This window comes from Oceanobacillus limi, assembly GCF_900111445.1.
GTDB lineage: Bacteria > Bacillota > Bacilli > Bacillales > Amphibacillaceae > Ornithinibacillus > Ornithinibacillus limi.
In genome coordinates, this window is record NZ_FOHE01000008.1 from 152,879 (window position 1) to 174,469 (window position 21,591).

Below are 21,591 nucleotides of genomic sequence, written 5' to 3' on the forward strand. Positions count from 1 at the left end.
GTGACATGGCAGAAGTTTTTAAGCAACAAGACGACGCATTTCTTATGATAGAGAAATGGCAAGAATTGCATCCATCACTAATTGCGGGTTTTACAACAAGAAATGGAGGGGAAAGCAACCCTCCATTCGATTCTCTTAACTTAGGATTACATGTTTCCGATGAGCAGTCCAATATTATAGCAAATAGGCGTTCACTGGCTGATAAGTTAGAGTTCCCACTTGAGAATTGGGTTTCTGGTGAGCAGGTTCATCAATCATATGTACATTTCGTTACACAACTTGATAAAGGAAAAGGTTCAGCCGATTATAATACTTCGATTAAAGGTACAGATGGATTAATTACCAATGAAGCTGGCTTGCTGTGTACGGCCTTCTTTGCAGATTGTGTACCATTATTTTTCTTTGATCCAGAAACTGGCTATTTAGGTATAGCCCATGCAGGTTGGAAGGGAACGGTTAACCGAATTGCTGAACAAATGGTGGAAAAGTTTGAGTCACAAGGAGTAGATCCTTCAAAGCTATTGGTAGTTATTGGGCCATGTATTTCCCAGGAAAACTACGAAGTAAACGACCATGTCGTTAGTAAAATAGAATCTAATTTTATGGATCATACCGTTATACAAACAGGAAGAGATCGTTATTTATTGGATCTAAAGCAATTAAATGTCGAAATCCTTTTACAATGTGGGGTATTTCGTAATAATATAGATGTAACAAATTATTGTACTTTCAAAGAAAATTCGCTATTTTATTCACATCGTCGGGACCGAGGCCAAACCGGGAGAATGTTAGGGTATATTGGCTATAGGAAATTCTAAGGGAGAGGTGAATTGGTAATAATGGATGTAGCAACAAATCTAGAAAAAATAAAAACAGATATATTGGAGGCTTGTCAAAAAGCAAATCGTAATCCTGAAGAAATAACCATAATCGGTGTGACGAAATATGTTACAATAGAACGTACAGAAGAAGCAATTGATGCAGGCATTACAAATCTTGGCGAAAACCGTCTAGAGGGTTTTCAAGAAAAGTTTAATCATTTTCAAGATCGTGCAAATTGGCACTTTATTGGGACCCTACAATCTCGGAAGGTGAAAGATCTTATCGATAAGGTTGATGCTATTCATTCATTGGACCGGATTTCTTTAGCAAAAGAGATAGACAAGCGTGCTATAGAACCAATAGATTGTTTTGTACAAGTCAATGTTAGTGGTGAAGCATCTAAACATGGAGTCGATCCAAAGGAAGTAGTATCATTTATTAAAGATGTTGAACGATATCCTAATGTTCGAATTATAGGATTGATGACAATGGCACCACATATCGAAGATGAAAGTCAATTACGAGAGATCTTTAAGAATTTATCTTTGTTAAGGGATAAGGTTAAAAGCGAACAATATAAACATGCGCCTTGTAATTATTTATCAATGGGGATGAGTAACGATTACAAAATAGCTATTGAAGAAGGTGCAACACATATTCGAATAGGTTCAAAGCTTGTTGGTAGGGAATAGGGGGGTAAAAATGAGTATTAGAAATAAGATTAAAAACTTTTTCACGATGGATGAAGAATATGAGTATGAATATGTTGAAGAGGAAACGCTACAATCCGATCAGCCACGAAGTGTTAAGCGTGACAATGTTATTAGTCTAACTAGTATTGAAAAATCGGAATCCAAGGTTGTACTTTGTGAACCGAGAAATTATGATGAAGTACAAGAAATAGCTGATAATATTGTAAATCGAAGGGCTGTTGTCATAAATTTACAGCGAGCGGAGCATTATGAGGCAATGAGAATTGTCGATTTTCTAAGTGGAACGGTATATGCGTTAAATGGAAATATACAAAAGCTTGGTTCACAGACTTTTTTATGCGCTCCAAATAATGTTGATATTAGTGGATCAATATCCGATTCGATTGCAGAACAAGATTTTAGTAAAGGATGGTAATAGATGGGTCAAATTTTTAGTTTATTAGATACGGCATTACATATATATAGCTTCGGATTAATCATTTATATTTTTATGTCATGGTTTCCGGGAGCAAGGGAATCTTCATTTGGTACAATTTTAACGAAGATTTGTGAGCCTTATTTGGAGCCGTTTAGAAAAATAATCCCTCCACTTGGTATGATTGATTTATCTCCTATTGTAGCGATTCTTGTCATTCATCTAGCAAGAAGCGGACTTTGGGAATTATATCGAATGATTGCTTTTTAAGGGTTGAAGGTTATGGATATATATCAACACTTTAGAAAAGACGAACATGATTTTATTGATCAAGTGCTTTCATGGAAAGAGGAAGTGGAGAGGTCCTATCAAAGGAAAATCACAGATTTCCTTGATCCTCGTGAACAGCAAATTGTGGAAATGATTATTGGCACATCTAATGAAGATGTTATTGTGAAGCAATTTGGAGGTGGTAGTTATTCCGAACGAAAAAGGGTCATTATTGCTCCGTATTACGAGGAAATAGAGAAGGATGACTTTCAACTATGCCTTTTACAAGCATCGTATCCAGAGAAGTTTATTCGTTTATCCCACCGAGATGTAATGGGTGCTTTTCTTTCTTTAGGAATGAAGCGAAAAAAACTAGGGGATATTGTAGTTAAAGATGGAATCATACAACTAATTACTTCTGCTGATATTGCTCTTTATGTAAGCACTAATTTAACCTCTATCAAAAAAGCAAGTTTACAATTGGAAGAAATCCCTCTTGATAGCCTTACTGAAAATAAGCCAGACTGGAAGGAAACAGAGCAAACGGTTTCTTCACTACGATTGGATAATGTTCTCAAAGAGATCTACAATATATCAAGGAAAGTTGCCCAAGAATTTATTCAAAAAAAATATGTGAAAGTAAATTATAAATTGGTCGAAGATGGGAAATTTATCCTTCAGGAGGACGACCTCATTTCGTTAAGAGGAAAAGGTAGAAGCAAGTTGTTAAAGGTGAACGGGTATACAAAGAAAGAAAAGATAAGGATAACTACAGCTCTATTGCGTGATTAGTATTAGTCTTAAATTTAAAAGATAAGTTAGCAAGTTTTCCGAAATAATTATATCTTTTTGCAGGATTTTTGAAATTTATGTCGAAAAGTAGTTATAACAATAGTATAATAATTTGAACGAACATAGAAATTCCATTACATGTAAGGAGGTGGCCTTTGTGCCATTAACACCGCTAGATATTCATAATAAAGAGTTTACCAGAGGTTTTAGAGGGTATGATGAAGATGAGGTTAATGAATTTTTAGATCAGGTTATTAAAGATTATGAAATTGTAATTCGAGAAAAGAAAGAGCTAAATGAAAAAGTAGAACAAATGAATGAAAAGTTAAGTCATTTTACAAATATTGAAGGCACGTTAAATAAGTCAATTTTAGTTGCTCAAGAAACGGCAGAAGAAGTAAAAAGTAACGCAACAAAAGAATCCAAGCTTATTATTAAAGAAGCTGAAAAAAATGCTGATCGTATTATAAATGAAGCATTAGCGAAATCTCGACGGATTTCCTTAGAGGTAGAGGAGCTTAAGAAACAGGCGAAAGTTTTCCGCACTCGTCTCAAGATGTTAGTAGAAGCGCAGCTCGATTTGATTGACACAGATGATTGGGATGAACTGTTTGATGTAGAAATGGGTGAAGAACTCGAATTAGTAAATAATGAGTCATAACCCTTGACGTTTATTGCTTTTTTACATATAATTCATACACATAGTATATGTTGAAAAGAAAAGTAAAAGTACGATGATGGAGAAAGTATAAAGTAGATTTAACTGTAAGAGCGAGTCAGGGTGGGTGGAAGCCTGGTATAGTACTGCTTTAGAAAATCACTCCGGAGTATCCATTCGAACGGATTCCTAGTAGAAATGGACGGATTATTCACGTTACGAATATCAAGTGAATTTAAAATGGTTGATTTTAAATTTATAAGGGTGGTACCGCGAGCCTTCTCGTCCCTTTTGGGATGAAGAGGGCTCTTTTTGTTTTTTAGGTAGAAATAAGGCTACTATCTAATTTAGTTTCATTCGAAGTTTGTCTAAAAGATAGGCAATCGTTGATTTTAAGAAACGATAAGGAGGAAAGTTGGTATGGAATATAAAGAGACACTGCTCATGCCGAAAACAGAATTTCCGATGCGTGGAAATTTACCAAATAAGGAACCAAAGAGACAAGAAAAATGGGAAGAAATGAATCTATATGAAAAAGGCCAAGAACGTACGAAGGATCGACCGTTATTTGTTTTACATGATGGACCTCCGTACGCTAATGGTGATCTCCACATTGGTCACGCGCTAAACAAAATCTTAAAGGATTTTATTACACGTTATAAATCAATGACAGGTTATCATGCCCCGTATGTCCCAGGTTGGGATACTCATGGATTACCAATTGAAACGGCATTGACGAAGAAGAAGAAGGTAGACCGCAAAAAAATGAGTATTGCTGAATTTAGACAGAAATGTGCTGAATATGCAATGGGACAATTGGATAATCAGCGTACTCAATTTAAGCAATTAGGTGTTCGAGGAGAGTGGGATAACCCTTATATCACCTTAACTAAAGATTATGAAGCAGCTCAAATTAAAGTGTTCGGAGAAATGGCAAAGAAAGGGTATATTTATAAAGGATTAAAACCCGTATATTGGTCTCCGTCATCGGAATCAGCTCTTGCTGAAGCAGAGATTGAATACCAAGATAAGCGTTCTCCTTCTATTTATGTTGCTTTTGAAGTGGCCGATGGAAAAGGGGTTCTAGAACAAGGTGATAAGATAATCATCTGGACAACAACTCCATGGACGATTCCAGCTAACCTAGCAATTGCTGTGCATCCCACATTAAATTATGTTGCTGTTGAAGTTGCAGGGGATCGTTTTGTTATCGCCGAAGATTTATTGGAGTCTGTTACAGAGGAATTAGAATGGGAAAACCCACAAGTTGTCAAAACCTTTAAAGGCCAAGAAGTAGAAAGAGCAGTTGCTAGACATCCGTTCTATGATCGAGATTCTCTTGTTATATTAGGTGACCATGTTACAACGGATGCAGGTACTGGTTGTGTACACACTGCTCCTGGTCATGGGGAAGATGACTTTTATATTTCTAAACAATACGGTATTGATGTGTTGTGTCCAGTAGACGAAAAAGGTGTATTTACAGCTCAAGCTCCTGGATTTGAAGGTATGTTCTATGACAAAGCGAATAAAACGATAACAGAGAAATTGGAAGAAGTAGGTGCTTTATTAAAGCTGACATTTATAACTCACTCCTATCCGCATGATTGGAGGACGAAAAAGCCAACCATTTTCCGGGCAACCTCACAGTGGTTTGCATCCATTAAGGACTTTCGTCAAGACATCCTAGATGAAATTAACCGAGTAAATTGGTATCCATCATGGGGAGAAACGAGATTATATAACATGGTTCGTGATCGTGAAGACTGGTGTATTTCACGTCAACGTACTTGGGGAGTTCCAATTCCTGTTTTTTATGGTGAAGATGGTACTGCTATCATTACTGATGAAACGATCGAACATGTGTCTAAGCTATTTGCCAAGCACGGTTCAAACATTTGGTTTGAAAAAGAAGCAAATGAATTACTACCTGAAGGATTTACATCTGACCATAGTCCGAATGGTAAATTTACAAAAGAAACAGATATTATGGATGTATGGTTTGATTCCGGTTCTTCTCATGCAGGAGTACTTTTGGAGCGTGATGATCATAGACGGCCAGCTGATGTTTACTTAGAAGGTAGTGACCAATATCGTGGATGGTTTAACTCTTCTTTATCTACTTCCGTTGCGGTAACAGGGAAGGCCCCATACGAGAATGTAATTAGTCACGGATTTGTCTTGGACGGTAATGGACGTAAGATGAGTAAATCTCTTGGGAATGTTATGTTACCTTCTAAGGTATTGAAACAATTAGGTGCTGATATTCTAAGATTATGGGTATCTTCCGTTGATTACCAAGCAGATGTACGAATCTCTGACGATATATTGAAACAGACATCAGAAGCATATCGCAAAATTAGAAATACGTTCCGCTTCCTTCTCGCAAATCTTTCTGATTTCAATCCAGAAACAGATCGTGTAGAAGAAGCAGATATGCAAGAGGTCGATCGATACATGCTTCATCGTTTGCAGAGCTTGCTAAAAGATGTTCGAGAAAGCTATGAGAAATATGAGTTTTCTCCAATATTTCATCGTATCCATAATTTCTGTGCGGATGATTTGAGTTCTTTCTATTTGGATTTTGCAAAGGATATTTTATATATTGAAGCAAAAGATAATCCGCGTCGTAGAAGTATTCAAACAGGATACTATGAAATCTTAACAACGTTAGTTAAGCTATTAACTCCTATTACCCCACATACAGCAGACGAAGTATGGGAATACATTCCAGGAGTTAAAGAGGAAAGTGTACAATTAACGGATATTCCAGATCCGCGTGAAATCGCAAACTTTAAAGGCTTAGAAGAAAAATGGAATCATTTCATGGCAGTACGTGATGACGTCTATAAGGCGCTTGAAGAAGCTCGGAATGAAAAAGTAATTGGAAAATCATTAGAAGCAAAAATCACTGTAATTCCAAAGGATGAAAAAACGAAGAATGTATTAACTTCCATTGAAGAAGTTCATCAATTGTTTATTGTTTCAGAAGCTGTGGTTGGTGAAAGTAATGAAAATGCAAAAACATACAAACTAGTCGATGTTGCTGTTGAAAAACATTCGGCTGAAAAATGTGAACGTTGTTGGGTTGCATCTGATTCTGTAGGAGAAGATGCTGAGCATCCAACACTATGTACACGTTGTGCGGATGTAGTAAAAGAACATTATGTAGGATAAAACCTTTGTCATAAAGCCCTCTATTAGTTTAGAGGGCTTTATTTTCTAGGTGTTCGGACTTAACGAAACGATTGAGAGCAAATTTAAATGTTATAGTTCATCGAACTTTTTTCACATAAGATGTATTATGTGACATAATGATTTAGTGAAATTCCTATCATCTTCATCTTTCAATAGTGCTAAAATGTCGCTACAACAGAATACTTCGCTTTCCGTGGGCACGGCCTCAGCCTCCTCAGAAGAAAACCACTTCTTGCGGGGTCTTCGGACTCGTGCTGTTCCCACAGGAGTCTACGCATTCTGTCTCCGCTGTTTAAGTGTTTCTTATTTTTCGAGAATATACATCATGAAACTATGATTATTGATTGAATAAAAATCACAAAATATATCAGCGGAGGAAATACATGGAGACTCCTGCGGGAAAGCGAAGACGCTGAGACCCCGTAGGGAGCGGTCTTTGCGAGTGAGGAGGCTCAGCGCGAGCCCGTGGAAAGCGAAATGTATTTCCGTAGCGAGTTATATGCACCAACAATCATTTTTAGTTATGTCACATAATATATCTTATCTGCACCCTAGTGACGAGATGCTTTAAAGAAAAACTGAACTAATTTAAATTCTAGTTCGAGCGAATGTTGGATCTTCCATGGTTTCTATATAGGTGCTTTTGATAACTTATATTGAAAAATATAGGATATCGGTATAAGATAAATGAAGGATTGACTATACATAAATGGATGTTAAAGAGGAATCGGAGGATAAATATGTATTGGTACTACATAATCGCAGCAATAATTATTGGAATTGATCAATTTACAAAGTGGCTTGTTGTCAAAAATATGGAGCTATATGAACAAATTACGATATTGGAAAACTTCTTTTACTTAACTTCACATCGTAACAGTGGTGCAGCATGGGGAATTTTACAAGGAAGAATGGTATTCTTTTATATCATTACGGTCATTGTAATAGTAGGAGTTATATATTACATGCATAAATTTGCCAAAGAAAGTAAACTCTTTGCGGTTGCATTGAGTTTTATCTTAGGTGGTGCAATTGGTAACTTTATTGATCGTGTGCTACATCAAGAAGTAGTGGATTTTTTTGATTTTATTATTTTTGGGTATGATTTCCCAATTTTTAATATCGCAGATTCGGCACTTGTTGTTGGAGTTGGACTTGTGATAGTTGCAACGATATTAGATGAAAAGAAGAAGAAGGAGCAAGCTTAAATGACTTTAGAGCACGTAGTAACAGAATCAGAAGGCAAAACGAGACTGGATAAGTTAATGGCTAAGATCAATCCAGATAGGTCTCGATCACAAGTACAGGCATGGATTACAGAAGATCTTGTTACGGTGAACAATCAAATCGTCAAAGCAAATTACAAATGCCAAGTAGGAGATGTTGTTCGTTGGGATATTCCAGAGGTGAAACCACTCGAAATTAAAGCAGAAGACATCCCGTTAAATATCGTGTATGAGGATCAAGATTTACTTGTTGTCAATAAACCGAAAGGAATGGTAGTCCATCCATCAGCAGGTCATCAACAAGGTACCTTGGTCAATGCTTTATTACATCACTGTAACGATTTATCTGGCATTAACGGTGTAGAACGGCCAGGTATCGTTCATCGGATTGATAAAGACACGAGCGGACTATTGGTTGTTGCCAAGAATGACCAAGCCCATACAGGACTAGCAGAACAATTGGCTTCAAAGGAAATTGAAAGAAAATATGAAGCTGTTGTTCATGGGGTTATTGACCATGACACAGGAATGATTGATGCACCAATTGGAAGGGATCCAAAGGATAGGCAAAAAATGGGAGTTATTGAGAATGGAAAAAATGCTGTCACTCACTTCCAAGTATTAAAACGCTACAAAGAGTATTCTCATATTGAATGTCAATTAGAAACCGGAAGAACGCATCAAATTCGTGTACATATGCGCTATATTGGTTTTCCGCTTGTAGGTGATCCAAAATATGGCCCGCGTAAAACATGGGACACGAATGGCCAAGTACTGCATGCAAGAGTCCTAGGGTTTAAACATCCACGCACTGGGCAATGGCTTCAATTTGAAGCGGAGTTACCAGCTTACTTTGAGGAGTTATTAGCGAACATTGAAAAAATGTATTGACAGAGAAAGTTATATTTGAAATAATAAATAAAATGAATAGATCCTTTAACATAGTCCCGTGAGGCTAAAAGGTGCGGAATAAACATTTACACGAGATAAGTGTATTCAAAACCTTTTTTTCCTCATGGAAGAAAGGGTTTTTTATTTCTTTAGAAAAGGTGATTTAGGGCGATTCATTCCGCTCCTAATCTCAACTAAATGATAGCGGTAAAAAGACATAGCAATGTAAAAGAGGTGAGCAAGTGAAAAAGAAAAATGTCGTACTTGATGATAAAGCGATGAATCGTGCACTGACACGTATTTCCCATGAGATTCTAGAGAAGAACAAGGGCGGGGCAGACTTAGTCATCGTTGGAATAAAGACAAGAGGAATTCCTCTCGCTCAAAGGTTACAAGAAAAAATCAAAAAAATAGAAGACATAGATGTACCGATTGGTGAGTTAGACATCACATTATATCGTGATGATTTGCAAAAAGCAGTTGAATCAAGTGAACCGGAGCTAAAAGACACAAAAATAGATGTTGATGTGACAAATAAAAAAGTTATCTTAATTGATGATGTACTATATACAGGTAGAACGGTTCGTGCTGCAATGGATGCAGTTATGGATATCGGAAGACCTTCACAAATTCAATTAGGTGTCTTAGTTGATCGTGGCCACCGTGAATTGCCGATACGTGCTGATTACGTTGGAAAAAATATCCCAACTTCAGAAAAAGAGATTATAGTGGTTCAACTTGATGAAATAGATGCGTCAGATCAAGTTGCTATTTATGAAAAGTAAATAAAAGACCTTTAACGTAAATCCAGAGAGGTTTACAAGGTCGTATAGACTACGTGTACTCAATCACTACACGTATACCTCTTTGCGACCAAAAGCAAAGGGGTATTTTTTTACCTTCATTTATCTAAACAGCAGTCTGAGTGATTTTAAAACAGTATCATGGGAGGTTATCATGCGACATTTTTTCTCAACAAACCAGCTAACGACAGAAGAAATTTATCAGTGGTTAGAAACGGCAGAAGCTTATCGCACAGGAAAAACAAGCTGGCCAAAATTAGATAATCAGTTTGTTGCTAATTTATTTTTTGAACCTAGTACGAGAACGAAAATGAGTTTTGTAGTTGCACAAAGGAAACTAGGGATGGATGTACTGGATTTTCACACGGAGACTTCGAGTATGAAGAAGGGGGAATCACTTTATGACACCGCGAAGACCTTTGAATCTATTGGAGCCAATTTACTTGTGATTCGTCATGAATCTGATGATTGGTTTAACGAGTTAGACAAAAAACTATCCATTCCTATAATTAATGCCGGTTCTGGAAAAACAGAGCATCCAACTCAATGCATGTTAGATTTGCTAACGATCTATCAAGAGTTTGGCAGAATTGAAGATTTGGAGATAGCAATTGTTGGTGATCTCAAACATAGCAGAGTTGCTCGAACGAATGCTTTGTCTCTACAAAGACTCGGAGCAAAGGTTTATTTATCAGCACCAGAAGGCTTTGAAGACGAGTCGCTAAACCTTCCATATCTATCAATAGATGAAGCTACAGAACATATGGATGTCATCATGTTGCTAAGGGTTCAACATGAAAGGCATATCGTCCAATCAAAAACAGAGAATTATTTGAATCGGGCGGGATTAACAAAAAATAGAGAGAAAAAAATGAAGCCTCATGCTATCATTCTTCATCCTGCACCTGTTAATCGTGGCGTGGAGATTGATTCTGAATTAGTTGAGTGTAATCGTTCAAGGATATTTAAGCAAATGGAAAATGGAGTCTATGCAAGAATGGCTGTCATGACACACGTATTACAAGAATGGGGGAAAATTTAATGAGTTTACTACTAAAAAATGTTAACCGATTGAATATAAACGAAGAAATGGAAGCATGTCAGGTCCTTATTGAGCATCGTACGATTAAAAAAATTGATTCATCTATTGAAATAGAAGCTGAACAAGTGATTGATTGTAAAAACAATGTATTACTTCCTGGTTTTATTGATGTACATATTCATTTACGAGAGCCTGGAGGAGAACATAAAGAAACAATAAAAACCGGTACCCAAGCAGCAGCACGCGGTGGATTTACTACTGTATGTGCCATGCCAAATACCAACCCAGTTCCAGATCAACCCGAGAAAGTACAGCAATTGTTAGACAAAATCAAGGATGATGCAGTTGTTCGCGTATTACCTTACGCGTCGATAACGAAAGAATTAGCAGGTGAGGAGCTAACTTCGATTCGAGAGATTGCAAAAATAAATCAAGTGTTTGCATTCACCGATGATGGGGTAGGAATTCAAACGGCTGATTTCATGCTCCGTGCCATGAAAGAGGCTGCTGCATGTGGGAAACCAATTGTCGCTCACTGTGAAGATAATTCTATCGTTTATGAAGGGGTGGTACATAAAGGAGAGGTAAGTCAACGTCTTGATTTACCAGGGATCCCCTCGATAAGTGAGTCCGTACAAATTGCTCGTGATGTCCTGCTTGCTGAAGCTACAGGCTGTCACTATCATGTGTGTCATGTTAGTACCAAGGAATCGGTTCGTGTTATCCGTGATGCAAAAAAGGCGGGGATTCATGTAACAGCAGAAGTAACGCCACATCATCTTCTATTAAATGAATCCGTGATCACAGAGGATGATGCGAACTATAAAATGAATCCACCACTTAGAAGCACTGACGATCAAGAAGCATTATTAGAAGGGTTACTCGATGGAACGATTGATTTTATAGCAACCGATCATGCCCCACATTCAGAAGCAGAGAAAGCATTAGGAATACAAGATGCCCCTTTTGGGATAGTCGGTTTAGAAACGGCTTTTTCATTGCTCTATACCTATCTTGTGAAAAATGGCAAGGTAACGTTTAATCAATTAGTTGATTGGTTAACCGTAGTGCCAGCTACTGTATTTCATCTTCCTTATGGAAAATTAGCGGAAGGGGAAATTGCGGACGTAACTTTAGTAGATCTAACCAAAGAGTCAAAAATAGACAAGGATACATTTTATTCAAAAGGTAAAAATACGCCTTTTCATAATTGGGAAGTGATCGGTTCACCAGTACTGACAATAAGTGAAGGTAAAATTGTTTATGGGGAGGGTTTTCATCATGAATAATCGTCAATTGGTCTTAGAAGATGGAACAGTTTTTAGAGGAAAAGGATTTGGAAGTGATCGTCAAATTAGTGGAGAAGTCGTATTTAATACAAGTATGACAGGATATCAAGAAATCATTACAGACCCTTCTTATTGTGGCCAGATTGTTACGCTTACCTATCCGTTAATAGGAAACTATGGAATAAATCGCGATGATTTTGAAACGGTTGCCCCTTTTATTAATGGGCTTATTGTACGGGAAGCTAGTGATTATCCATCGAATTTTAGAAGTGATGAAACGATTGATCATTTTCTAAAAGCACATCAAATACCTGGAATAGCTGGTATTGATACGCGTAAATTAACGAAAATCATTCGTAACCACGGGACAATGAAGGGCATTATCGCAGATTGTGATGAATCTGTTCCTTCCATTTTAGAGAGCTTGACGAATCGATCACTTCGGAATGATCAAGTAAAACAAACTTCCACTATTAAACCTTATATTGTACCCGGTAGAGGATTTCGAATCGTTTTAGTAGATTTTGGAATGAAACACGGAATACTTCGCGAACTAACGAAACGATATTGCCATGTTACTGTTGTTCCTTATAATTACGGGGCTGAAAATATACTACGTTTAAAGCCAGATGGAATTATGCTCACGAACGGCCCAGGGGATCCAAAAGATGTACCAGAATCCATTGAAATGATCAAGGGAGTTATCAAACAGGTTCCGATTTTCGGGATTTGTTTAGGGCATCAATTATTAGCCTTGGCCTGTGGTGCCGAAACCAAAAAAATGAAATTCGGTCATCGAGGCGGTAATCATCCTGTAAAAGATTTGGAGAATAATCGAACATACTTGACTTCTCAAAATCATGGCTATGCAGTAGTAAAAGATTCTCTAGTTAATACTGGATTGAAGTTAACGCAAATTGCTTTAAATGATGAAACAGTGGAAGGAATCAAGCATAACCATTATCCTGCTTTCTCGGTACAGTATCATCCTGAAAGCTCACCTGGACCAGAAGATACCAATTATTTATTTGATGACTTTTTACGTATGGTCAAAGAAAATCAAAAGCGAAGTGAGGAGATAGCGTATGCCTAAACGGAATGATATTAAAAAGATACTTGTCATTGGATCAGGACCAATTGTAATTGGTCAGGCAGCAGAATTTGATTACTCGGGAACCCAAGCTTGCCAAGCACTTCGTGAAGAAGGATATACCGTTATACTCGCTAATTCAAATCCTGCAACCATTATGACCGATCATACCGTTGCAGATAAAGTATATATGGAGCCGCTTACCGTTGAATTTTTAACGAAGATTATTCGTAAGGAACAGCCTGACGCACTCTTACCCACACTAGGAGGGCAAACAGGATTAAATCTAGCAGTTGCTTTAGAGGAAACAGGTATTTTAGCAGAATATAACGTGTCGTTACTAGGTACATCTTTAGATGCTATCCAGCAAGCAGAAGACCGTGAAAAATTTCGTACCCTCATGCATGAAATTGATGAGCCTGTTCCTGAAAGTCAGATTGTTCACACCGTAGACGAAGCATTAGCGTTTGCAGAAGAAATCGGCTACCCGCTAATCGTACGGCCAGCATATACGCTTGGAGGAACTGGTGGTGGTATGTGTTATAACGAGAAGCAATTACAGGAAATCACCCGTAATGGATTAGCTTTATCACCGGTTCAACAATGTTTAGTCGAACGAAATATTGCTGGATATAAAGAAATCGAGTATGAAGTAATGCGTGATCACAACGACCAAGCGATCGTTGTTTGTAACATGGAAAATGTCGATCCAGTTGGGATACACACAGGCGATTCTATCGTAGTAGCACCATCCCAAACATTGAGTGATCGAGAGTATCAATTACTTAGGAATGCATCGCTAAAAATAATTCGTGCACTCAAAATCGAAGGTGGTTGTAATGTTCAATTAGCACTAGATCCGCAAAGTTTTGAGTATTACATTATCGAAGTTAACCCTCGGGTGAGTCGCTCATCTGCGTTGGCTTCTAAGGCTACTGGATATCCAATTGCTAAAATGGCAGCTAAAATCGCTGTTGGGTTAACACTAGAGGAAATTAAAAATCCGATCACAGGTACAACGTTTGCTATGTTCGAACCTGCATTAGACTACGTTGTCTCCAAACTCCCACGATTTCCTTTTGATAAGTTCGTAACAGGAGACAGAAAACTTGGTACGCAAATGAAGGCAACCGGTGAAGTAATGGCGATTGGCCGTTCATTTGAAGAATCCTTGTTAAAAGGAATACGCTCCCTAGATGTGGAGACGGAGGATTTTTGGTTGGCATCCTTATTAGACGTAGAGGAAGCGGAATTAATGGATCGCCTACAAAAAGCGGATGACGAACGAATTTTTGTTTTGGCAGAAGTACTTAGACGTGGGAAATCGGTTGATGAAATCGTCGAAGTAACAAAAATCGATCGTTTTTTCCTAACCAAACTTAACAAAATAATTGCATTAGAAAGAAAACTACAAGAAAATCCGTTTTCAATGGAATTATTAACCCAGGCAAAAGAATTAGGATTTTCTGATGTACAAATTGCTCGGGTATGGAATGTTCATGTAGATGAAGTATATGCATTACGCCTGCTGGAAAATATTACGCCCGTTTATAAAATGGTTGATACGTGTTCTGCTGAATTTGAATCACAAACACCTTATTTTTATAGCACGTATGAAGAGGAAAATGAGTCCCTGCGTACGGATCGGAAGAAAGTACTCGTATTAGGGTCTGGACCGATTCGAATTGGGCAAGGGATTGAATTTGATTATGCAACGGTTCATTCTGTATTGGCAATTAAAGAAATGGGATACGAAGCAATCATAATGAACAACAATCCAGAGACGGTTTCAACGGACTTTAGTATCTCAGACAAACTTTACTTCGAACCGTTAACATTAGAAGATGTGATGCACGTGATTGAATTGGAACAGCCTGAAGGTGTTGTTGTCCAATTTGGTGGTCAAACGGCGATAAACTTAGCAGCAGGTTTAGAACGGCGTGGGGTGACTATTCTAGGAACAAACCTGGAAGCGATCGACCGTGCTGAAGATCGAGATAAGTTTGAGGTGTTACTGGACGATCTCAAACTACTACGACCAAAAGGAAAAGCGGTACTACACCTTGATAATGCAATGGAGGTGGCAAATACCATTGGGTACCCTGTATTAGTTCGTCCATCCTATGTCATTGGTGGTAGCCGAATGGAAATCGTTTATAGTGATAGAGAATTACAAACCTATTTATCCAAAACAACGAACAATACAAATGAGCACCCGATTCTAATAGATAAATATATTACTGGGATCGAAGTTGAAGTAGATGCTATTAGCGACGGAGAAACAACAATTATTCCAGGTATAATGGAGCATATTGAACGTGCAGGTGTCCATTCTGGTGATTCCATTGCTGTTTATCCACCACAGCGACTTTCAGATGCAGTGAAGCGCAAATGCATGGATGCCTCAATAAAAATAGCGAATGCACTAAAAGTAAAGGGTTTAATTAATATTCAATTCATTATTAGTGAGGAAGATGTTTATGTTCTGGAAGTAAATCCCCGAGCAAGTAGAACGATTCCATTCTTAAGTAAGATTACTGGGGTGACCATGGCAAACATCGCTACCCAGTGCATCTTAGGGAAAAAACTAGCAGATTTAGGTTACCAGTCTGGAATTCTACCAGAGAACCAACAAGTTTCTGTCAAAGTGCCCGTATTCTCTTTTGAAAAACTTCGCAGTGTGGATACAATTTTAGGCCCAGAAATGAAGTCTACTGGGGAAGCAATAGGTTATGATAAAACACTTGAGAAGGCATTATATAAAGGGTTAATCGCTTCGGGGTTGTCTATTCCTAATGAAGGAGCAGTATTACTTACCGTAGCGGATAAAGATAAACAAGAGATGCTAGAAATTGCGGAACGATTTCATCAATTAGGGTTTCAGCTTTATGCGACGCATGGTACAGCGAAGCAGGTTCGTACATTAGGGATACCTGTTACAGAAGTAGCAAAAGTAGGAGATGCTGAACCAAATGTACTATCTATCATCGAAACAGGACAGGTGCAATTTGTTATTAATACGATAACTTCCGGTAAACAACCACGCTCAGATGGCTTTATGATTCGTCGATTGTCTGTGGAACATGGAATTGCTTGTCTAACAAATTTAGATACGGCTAATGCGATTTTAAATGTCATTGATTCGACAACATTCAGTGCAAAACCGATGACAAATAAAGAGGCTGTGATTCTATGATAAAAAAAGAACGTGTACGTATTCAAACGAAAAGAAAGATTGCAAAAGATACCATTGAAATGGTTCTAGAAAATAAATACATCAGTTCTATAGCCATACCTGGTCAATTTATACACATTTATGTTGACGGTCACACGCTTCGAAGGCCAATTTCGATTGCTAATGTCGATCAAGATGCGAATACCCTAACGATCTTGTTTAAACAATTGGGTTCAGGAACAGAACAGCTTGCATGCTCCCCAGAAGGAACGATTCTTGATGTCCTAGGCCCAAGTGGTAATGGATTTCAAATGGATACGGGTAATTCAACTATATTATTAATCGGTGGCGGTATCGGTGTTCCACCACTCTACTATCTTGGTAAGTCACTTATAGAAAAAGGGATGAAGATTATTTCTATACTAGGTTTTCAATCAAGTGAGTACGTTTTTTATGAGAGGGAATTCCAAGAATTAGGTGAAAACCTTATTGTAACAAATGACGGATCATATGGTGAAAAAGGCTTTGTGACAGATGTTGTTCATACAATTGACCATATCGATTGTTACTACTCATGTGGGCCGATACAAATGTTACAAGCAGTCACTCAGTCACTTCCTACCACTAGAGGGTATATTTCTTTGGAAGAACGTATGGGATGTGGTGTTGGTGCGTGTTTTGCTTGTGTTGTGCCATCGAAAAAGGAATCCGGGTATCGAAAAATTTGTAAAGATGGACCCGTATTTAATGCCGAGGAGGTAAAACTATAATGGATTTATCGGTTGAAATGCCAGGTCTTCATTTAAAGAACCCAATTATGCCAGCATCAGGATGCTTTGGGTTTGGGCGTGAATACAGTCAGTTTTATGATTTAAGCTTACTTGGAGCTGTTATCATGAAGGCTGCAACAAGAGAAGAACGCTATGGAAACCCTACACCAAGAGTTGCGGAAACACACGCAGGAATGCTAAATGCAATTGGTTTACAAAATCCTGGTGTTGAAAATGTTATCACAAACGAAGTTCCATTTTTGGCGAAATACAATACGTCGATTATTGCAAATATAGCAGGTAGTACGTTGGAAGAATATGAATTTGTGGCAAGAGCTTTTAATGACTCACCAAATGTTGATGCCCTGGAACTAAATATTTCTTGTCCGAACGTCAAGGAAGGAGGCATTCAATTTGGCACGGATCCAGCAATGGCTGCACGCGTAACAGAGGTTGTCAAACGGGCTAGTAATCTTCCAGTCTATGTGAAGTTATCACCGAATATTTCAGACATTGTTTCGATGGCAAAAGCGGTAGAATCTGCTGGAGCTGATGGTCTATCCATGATTAATACGCTAACCGGGATGCAAATCCATCTACCAACTGGTAAACCTTTATTAGCCAATAGCACTGGAGGGTTATCTGGGCAAGCAATCAAGCCTATTGCGATCCGGATGATTTATGAAGTGAAACAAAAAGTTAACATACCAATAATAGGTATGGGAGGGATTTCCACAGCTGAAGATGTCTTAGAATTTCTGTTAGCTGGTGCAAGCGCAGTAGCAGTAGGGACAGCAAACTTTCAAAACCCATTCATATGTGCAGAGCTAATAGAAGCATTACCTTCTACGTTAAATAAATATGGATTTAATTCTTTACAAGATACGATTGGAAAGGGGATAGCTATATGAATGATTCCATTTTCTTAGCTCTAGATTTTCCGACATGGCAGCAGTCAGACCTATTCTTGAAACAAAACGAACTTAAAGGCGTACCGGTAAAAGTAGGAATGGAGTTATTTTATCGTGAAGGACCAGCAGTTATCGAACACTTAAAAGAAAATAATCATCCAATCTTTTTAGATTTAAAATTACATGATATACCGACAACGGTTAAGAAAGCCATGAAAAATATAGCTGCTTTAGATGTTGATATCGTTAATATTCATGCTTTAGGTGGGAAGAAGATGATTCAATCTGCGAAAGAAGGATTGTTAATAGGAGCAAAGAGCAAACAACCCAAATTAATTGCAGTTACGATATTAACATCCATGGATCAGCAAACGATGAATGTAGAATTAGGTATACCAGGTAAGGTAGAGGATCAAGTGGTTCATTATGCTCGGGTTGCACAGAACAATGGAGCGGATGGAGTTGTTTGTTCTATTCATGAAGTTTTGCCGATAAAAGAGGTATGTACTCCATCATTCTTAACTGTAACACCAGGTATTCGTCTAAATTCATCATATTCCAATGACCAAAAAAGAACGTCTACTCCAAAAAAGGCAAGGGGAAATGGATCAGATATAATCGTGATTGGTAGAAGTGTGACACAGGCAGATAATCCAAGACAGGCATACTTACAGGTTGTAAAAGAATGGGAGGAAGGTCGATGAAATTAGACAAGGAGATTTCGAAGGATCTATTGCGGATTGAGGCGGTTCAAATTGAGCCAGAGAATTATTTTACTTGGACATCTGGAATGAAAGCCCCTATATATTGCGATAACCGTATAACGATGTCGTTTCCAGATGTACGAAAAAAAATTACAAAGGCATTTTCCAAAAAGATAGAAGCGATGTCGGAAAAACCGGACGTTATTGCAGGTTGTGCTACAGCAGGTATTCCCCATGCTGCGTGGTTGGCAGATTTACTAAATAAACCGATGGTATATGTTCGATCAAAACCAAAAGGACATGGAAAAGGTAATCAAATTGAGGGGAGTATAAAACCTGGACAAAAAGTAATCGTCATTGAAGACCTTATATCAACAGGAGGATCCTCCATAGAGGCTGCCCAAGCTTTACAAGAAGAGGGGGCAGAAGTGTTGGGGGTTATGGCAATTTTTACATATGGTTTAGAGACGGCGAGGGCTAACTTTTTCAAGAATGATTTTTCATTTGATACGATTACAAGTTTTGATATTTTAGTAGATAATTTAGTAGAGAATAAGCAAATTGATGATGCTACCAAGGCAAAACTACTTTTGTGGAGAAACAGTTTATAATTAATAACAGCTAAGTTCTGATTACTTAGCTGTTATTTTTTTACATATAAACATGTAAGTTAATTCCCTAAAAGTACAGGGAAAGAAACTGTTGCCGTTAATAGTAAATTCGTACATTAATGTGGGAAAAGAACAACCTAATTAATCCTTTTGGCACAGAACCATCCATTCATCAATAGAGATCGAGTGGATTGAAGATTTATTCGTAGTAACTTGATAATATAATTGGATATCTTTGGGGGCGTTTTTAATGTAGTTCATTACCTGATTCTTCTCTTTTGTCGAAGCTAATGTTCGATTTATCCATTCATCATAGGGGAGTGTTTTTTTCTTTGTTTCACTTCGAGAAATTGTTAATTGATTTTCCTGAAACAATTGTTCCCACTCCGATATTCGCAGGGAACGATTGTGGCTTCGATCACGCATTTTTTCTAGATTATTAATGAAATCCTCAAATTTAGGCTTCTCGGGTGATATATTATCAATAAGAAGAAATTTTCTGCCTGACTTTAATACACGCGACGTTTCTTTGATAAATGCCTGTGGGTTTAGGAAATGATGTGCTGCAATACGGCATGTAACAAGGTCAAATGATCGGTCTAGAAAAGGTAGATTTTCCGCATCGGCAATTATATAGTGGATATTTTGGTAATCCGCTAAATGATGAGATGCAGTTTGAAGCATTTCCTTTGTAATATCAGTGGCATAAACGGTATCTACGTACATAGATAACTGTTTAGCAACATGACCAGCCCCTGTGGCGATATCAAGTGCCTTCATATTCTTACTTGGTTTAATCCACTTCATTAGTTGAGGTAAGTCTAGTCCGTTTGAATGTGTTGAACTGGTAACATAGGCATTTCGATTTTTCGAAAATACGCTTTTTATAATGTCTTTTTCCTTCATTTAATTATCCCCTATCTATGATAGATTTATTGTTACCTTTACGTTATAATGGATTGTGCAATAAGTAAAATACTTGTTTTTTATAATATTCAATAATAAATTCTTATCATTAAGGAAGATTGGTATGAAAATAGAAGATTATGAGTTACTCATTAAGTTGAATGAGATAGGGACAATTCGAGGAACAGCTAAAGCCGTGTTAATTTCTCAGCCCGCTGTAACGCAACGCCTAAAATACATTGAAGAATATCTCGGGGTGAAGATTTTTATTCGAACTTCAAAAAACCTCGTTCTAACGCCGAGTGGGGAAATGATTTTAGAGCATGCAAAAAAAGTGTTAGAACAGGAGCGGGCATTAAAAAATAACTTGACTGAATCAAGTGAAGAAGTACAAGGAACACTTTCCATTGCATGTTCCTCGTTGGTTAGCCAACGTTTTCTGCCAGCAATACTCGGTGAGTTTACCCAGTCATTTCCAAAAGTAACAATAGACCTAGTTACTGGTATTAGTGAGGATATAAAGAACCATCACAAAGATTACCATGTTTGTATTATAAGAGGCTCGAAATTAAAGGAGAGCACATGCATTCGTTTGTTTGAGGATCCATTATATATATATGATACAGAACCATTCCCACGAAATAACGTTAAAGAGAGACCTCTTATATCCTTTAAAAGTGATGACAGTATGCATGAATTAGTAGATAATTGGCTATACCACCATCAGGATGCAATTCTGCCTCAAAAAACAATTCGTGTGGATCAAATTGAAACATGTAAGCAATTTATGAAGCAAGGGATTGGTATGGCGGTTCTGCCAAAAAGTGTATCTGACTCGATGATGGATGAATATCCACATATCCCACTAACATTAGATGGGAGCCCTGTCACCAGAGATACTTGGGTTTGCTTTCAAGAAGGTATTCGCAAATTACCACAGGTGGATGAGTTTATTAATGTATTGACGCAACAGGATTTCCTATAGTAGAAGGAATATTGTTGGACCTATTATTGTGGTACATTCTTAATTTTAATTGGTGAAGTTTTTATTCACTTATACTATGTAACTATTAAATGGTTAACTATGGAAGAGATGGAAAAAAGAAGCGGATCAGCTCTTATTGACTTTTTTATAGTCCCGTTGTATGATAAATATCCGCTGCTAATCACAGCACAATTTTTTTCAAGATAACGCACGTACACAAATCAATTTGTTGCAAAAATTTCAAAAAAGCATTGACAACTTAAATGATAGTGTGATATATTTATAAAGTCGCCATTACGGCAGACGACAAATCCCGATTC

20 protein-coding genes and 1 other annotated feature are annotated in these 21,591 nt (G+C 37.6%); of the genes, 19 read left to right on the forward strand and 1 reads right to left on the reverse strand.

Annotated elements, in window-relative coordinates; translation table 11 throughout:
- Positions 1-5 precede the first annotated feature (5 nt).
- The 18 genes from pgeF to pyrE all read left to right on the forward strand — a co-directional run bounded on the left by pgeF (position 6) and on the right by pyrE (position 19,380).
- A complete protein-coding gene (pgeF, locus tag BMX40_RS10580; protein WP_090869645.1) occupies positions 6-818 on the forward strand; it encodes a peptidoglycan editing factor PgeF in 813 nt (270 codons plus the stop codon).
- 21 nt (positions 819-839) lie between these two features.
- Positions 840-1,514 carry a YggS family pyridoxal phosphate-dependent enzyme gene (locus BMX40_RS10585; protein ID WP_170840753.1) on the forward strand — a complete coding sequence of 225 codons (675 nt, stop codon included), beginning with the start codon at positions 840-842 and terminating at the stop codon, positions 1,512-1,514.
- A gap of 10 nt (positions 1,515-1,524) precedes the next feature.
- Complete coding sequence (locus BMX40_RS10590) at positions 1,525-1,950, forward strand: cell division protein SepF (RefSeq protein ID WP_090869648.1); 426 nt, start codon at positions 1,525-1,527, stop codon at positions 1,948-1,950.
- Positions 1,951-1,953: 3 nt separating this feature from the next.
- Positions 1,954-2,220, forward strand: a complete 267-nt coding sequence (locus BMX40_RS10595) for a YggT family protein (protein ID WP_090869650.1) — start codon at positions 1,954-1,956, stop codon at positions 2,218-2,220.
- Positions 2,221-2,232: 12 nt separating this feature from the next.
- A complete protein-coding gene (locus BMX40_RS10600; RefSeq protein WP_090869652.1) occupies positions 2,233-3,012 on the forward strand; it encodes a YlmH family RNA-binding protein in 780 nt (259 codons plus the stop codon).
- Positions 3,013-3,169: 157 nt separating this feature from the next.
- A complete protein-coding gene (locus tag BMX40_RS10605) occupies positions 3,170-3,673 on the forward strand; it encodes a DivIVA domain-containing protein (protein ID WP_090869654.1) in 504 nt (167 codons plus the stop codon).
- A 64-nt stretch (positions 3,674-3,737) separates the two neighbouring features.
- Positions 3,738-3,963, forward strand: a binding site (T-box leader).
- Between the two features lie 127 nt (positions 3,964-4,090).
- A complete protein-coding gene (gene ileS, locus BMX40_RS10610; protein ID WP_090869656.1) occupies positions 4,091-6,847 on the forward strand; it encodes an isoleucine--tRNA ligase in 2,757 nt (918 codons plus the stop codon).
- 761 nt (positions 6,848-7,608) lie between these two features.
- Positions 7,609-8,076: a signal peptidase II gene (gene lspA / locus BMX40_RS10615; RefSeq protein ID WP_090869658.1), complete on the forward strand. Its 468-nt coding sequence runs from the start codon at positions 7,609-7,611 to the stop codon at positions 8,074-8,076.
- The gene (locus tag BMX40_RS10620; RefSeq protein ID WP_090869660.1) at positions 8,077-8,985 is read left to right on the forward strand and encodes an RluA family pseudouridine synthase; all 909 of its coding nucleotides are present in this window, start codon (positions 8,077-8,079) and stop codon (positions 8,983-8,985) included.
- Between the two features lie 242 nt (positions 8,986-9,227).
- Entirely contained in the window at positions 9,228-9,770 is a 543-nt protein-coding gene (pyrR, locus tag BMX40_RS10625) for a bifunctional pyr operon transcriptional regulator/uracil phosphoribosyltransferase PyrR (protein WP_090869662.1), read from the forward strand.
- A gap of 172 nt (positions 9,771-9,942) precedes the next feature.
- Positions 9,943-10,830 (forward strand): aspartate carbamoyltransferase catalytic subunit, encoded by an 888-nt coding sequence (locus BMX40_RS10630; RefSeq protein ID WP_090869664.1) that lies wholly within the window; start codon positions 9,943-9,945, stop codon positions 10,828-10,830.
- A complete protein-coding gene (locus BMX40_RS10635) occupies positions 10,830-12,119 on the forward strand; it encodes a dihydroorotase (RefSeq protein WP_090869667.1) in 1,290 nt (429 codons plus the stop codon). Before BMX40_RS10630 ends, BMX40_RS10635 begins: the two co-directional genes overlap by 1 nt.
- Positions 12,112-13,212: a carbamoyl phosphate synthase small subunit gene (locus BMX40_RS10640; RefSeq protein ID WP_090869669.1), complete on the forward strand. Its 1,101-nt coding sequence runs from the start codon at positions 12,112-12,114 to the stop codon at positions 13,210-13,212. The genes BMX40_RS10635 and BMX40_RS10640 overlap by 8 nt, the downstream gene beginning before the upstream one ends.
- Positions 13,205-16,405 (forward strand): carbamoyl-phosphate synthase large subunit, encoded by a 3,201-nt coding sequence (gene carB / locus BMX40_RS10645; RefSeq protein ID WP_090869671.1) that lies wholly within the window; start codon positions 13,205-13,207, stop codon positions 16,403-16,405. The genes BMX40_RS10640 and carB overlap by 8 nt, the downstream gene beginning before the upstream one ends.
- Positions 16,402-17,154: a dihydroorotate dehydrogenase electron transfer subunit gene (locus tag BMX40_RS10650; RefSeq protein ID WP_090869673.1), complete on the forward strand. Its 753-nt coding sequence runs from the start codon at positions 16,402-16,404 to the stop codon at positions 17,152-17,154. Before carB ends, BMX40_RS10650 begins: the two co-directional genes overlap by 4 nt.
- Positions 17,154-18,065: a dihydroorotate dehydrogenase gene (locus BMX40_RS10655; protein WP_090869675.1), complete on the forward strand. Its 912-nt coding sequence runs from the start codon at positions 17,154-17,156 to the stop codon at positions 18,063-18,065. The genes BMX40_RS10650 and BMX40_RS10655 overlap by 1 nt, the downstream gene beginning before the upstream one ends.
- Positions 18,062-18,769, forward strand: coding sequence for an orotidine-5'-phosphate decarboxylase (gene pyrF, locus BMX40_RS10660; protein ID WP_090869676.1), 708 nt, complete (start codon positions 18,062-18,064; stop codon positions 18,767-18,769). Before BMX40_RS10655 ends, pyrF begins: the two co-directional genes overlap by 4 nt.
- Entirely contained in the window at positions 18,766-19,380 is a 615-nt protein-coding gene (pyrE, locus tag BMX40_RS10665; RefSeq protein ID WP_090869678.1) for an orotate phosphoribosyltransferase, read from the forward strand. Before pyrF ends, pyrE begins: the two co-directional genes overlap by 4 nt.
- Positions 19,381-19,521: 141 nt before the next feature.
- On the opposite strand, the gene BMX40_RS10670 is transcribed toward pyrE, so the two are convergent.
- Positions 19,522-20,286 (reverse strand): class I SAM-dependent methyltransferase, encoded by a 765-nt coding sequence (locus BMX40_RS10670; protein ID WP_090869680.1) that lies wholly within the window; start codon positions 20,284-20,286, stop codon positions 19,522-19,524.
- Positions 20,287-20,410: 124 nt separating this feature from the next.
- Here BMX40_RS10670 and BMX40_RS10675 point away from each other — a divergent pair, with 124 nt between their 5' ends.
- Positions 20,411-21,271 (forward strand): LysR family transcriptional regulator, encoded by an 861-nt coding sequence (locus tag BMX40_RS10675; RefSeq protein WP_090869682.1) that lies wholly within the window; start codon positions 20,411-20,413, stop codon positions 21,269-21,271.
- The last annotated feature ends 320 nt before the right edge of the window (positions 21,272-21,591 follow it).

Excerpts from the sequence above, each read along its gene's own strand:
- BMX40_RS10590 (WP_090869648.1), top strand. The coding sequence starts at position 1,525 with ATGAGTATTAGAAATAAGATTAAAAACTTTTTCACGATGGATGAAGAA.
- BMX40_RS10635 (WP_090869667.1), top strand. The coding sequence starts at position 10,830 with ATGAGTTTACTACTAAAAAATGTTAACCGATTGAATATAAACGAAGAA.
- BMX40_RS10630 (WP_090869664.1), top strand. The coding sequence starts at position 9,943 with ATGCGACATTTTTTCTCAACAAACCAGCTAACGACAGAAGAAATTTAT.
- BMX40_RS10650 (WP_090869673.1), top strand. The coding sequence starts at position 16,402 with ATGATAAAAAAAGAACGTGTACGTATTCAAACGAAAAGAAAGATTGCA.
- lspA (WP_090869658.1), top strand. The coding sequence starts at position 7,609 with ATGTATTGGTACTACATAATCGCAGCAATAATTATTGGAATTGATCAA.
- BMX40_RS10675 (WP_090869682.1), top strand. The coding sequence starts at position 20,411 with ATGAAAATAGAAGATTATGAGTTACTCATTAAGTTGAATGAGATAGGG.
- ileS (WP_090869656.1), top strand. The coding sequence starts at position 4,091 with ATGGAATATAAAGAGACACTGCTCATGCCGAAAACAGAATTTCCGATG.
- pyrF (WP_090869676.1), top strand. The coding sequence starts at position 18,062 with ATGAATGATTCCATTTTCTTAGCTCTAGATTTTCCGACATGGCAGCAG.
- BMX40_RS10655 (WP_090869675.1), top strand. The coding sequence starts at position 17,154 with ATGGATTTATCGGTTGAAATGCCAGGTCTTCATTTAAAGAACCCAATT.
- carB (WP_090869671.1), top strand. The coding sequence starts at position 13,205 with ATGCCTAAACGGAATGATATTAAAAAGATACTTGTCATTGGATCAGGA.
- pyrE (WP_090869678.1), top strand. The coding sequence starts at position 18,766 with ATGAAATTAGACAAGGAGATTTCGAAGGATCTATTGCGGATTGAGGCG.
- BMX40_RS10600 (WP_090869652.1), top strand. The coding sequence starts at position 2,233 with ATGGATATATATCAACACTTTAGAAAAGACGAACATGATTTTATTGAT.
- pgeF (WP_090869645.1), top strand. The coding sequence starts at position 6 with ATGGCAGAAGTTTTTAAGCAACAAGACGACGCATTTCTTATGATAGAG.
- BMX40_RS10640 (WP_090869669.1), top strand. The coding sequence starts at position 12,112 with ATGAATAATCGTCAATTGGTCTTAGAAGATGGAACAGTTTTTAGAGGA.
- BMX40_RS10585 (WP_170840753.1), top strand. The coding sequence starts at position 840 with ATGGATGTAGCAACAAATCTAGAAAAAATAAAAACAGATATATTGGAG.
- BMX40_RS10620 (WP_090869660.1), top strand. The coding sequence starts at position 8,077 with ATGACTTTAGAGCACGTAGTAACAGAATCAGAAGGCAAAACGAGACTG.
- BMX40_RS10595 (WP_090869650.1), top strand. The coding sequence starts at position 1,954 with ATGGGTCAAATTTTTAGTTTATTAGATACGGCATTACATATATATAGC.
- BMX40_RS10670 (WP_090869680.1), bottom strand. The coding sequence starts at position 20,286 with ATGAAGGAAAAAGACATTATAAAAAGCGTATTTTCGAAAAATCGAAAT.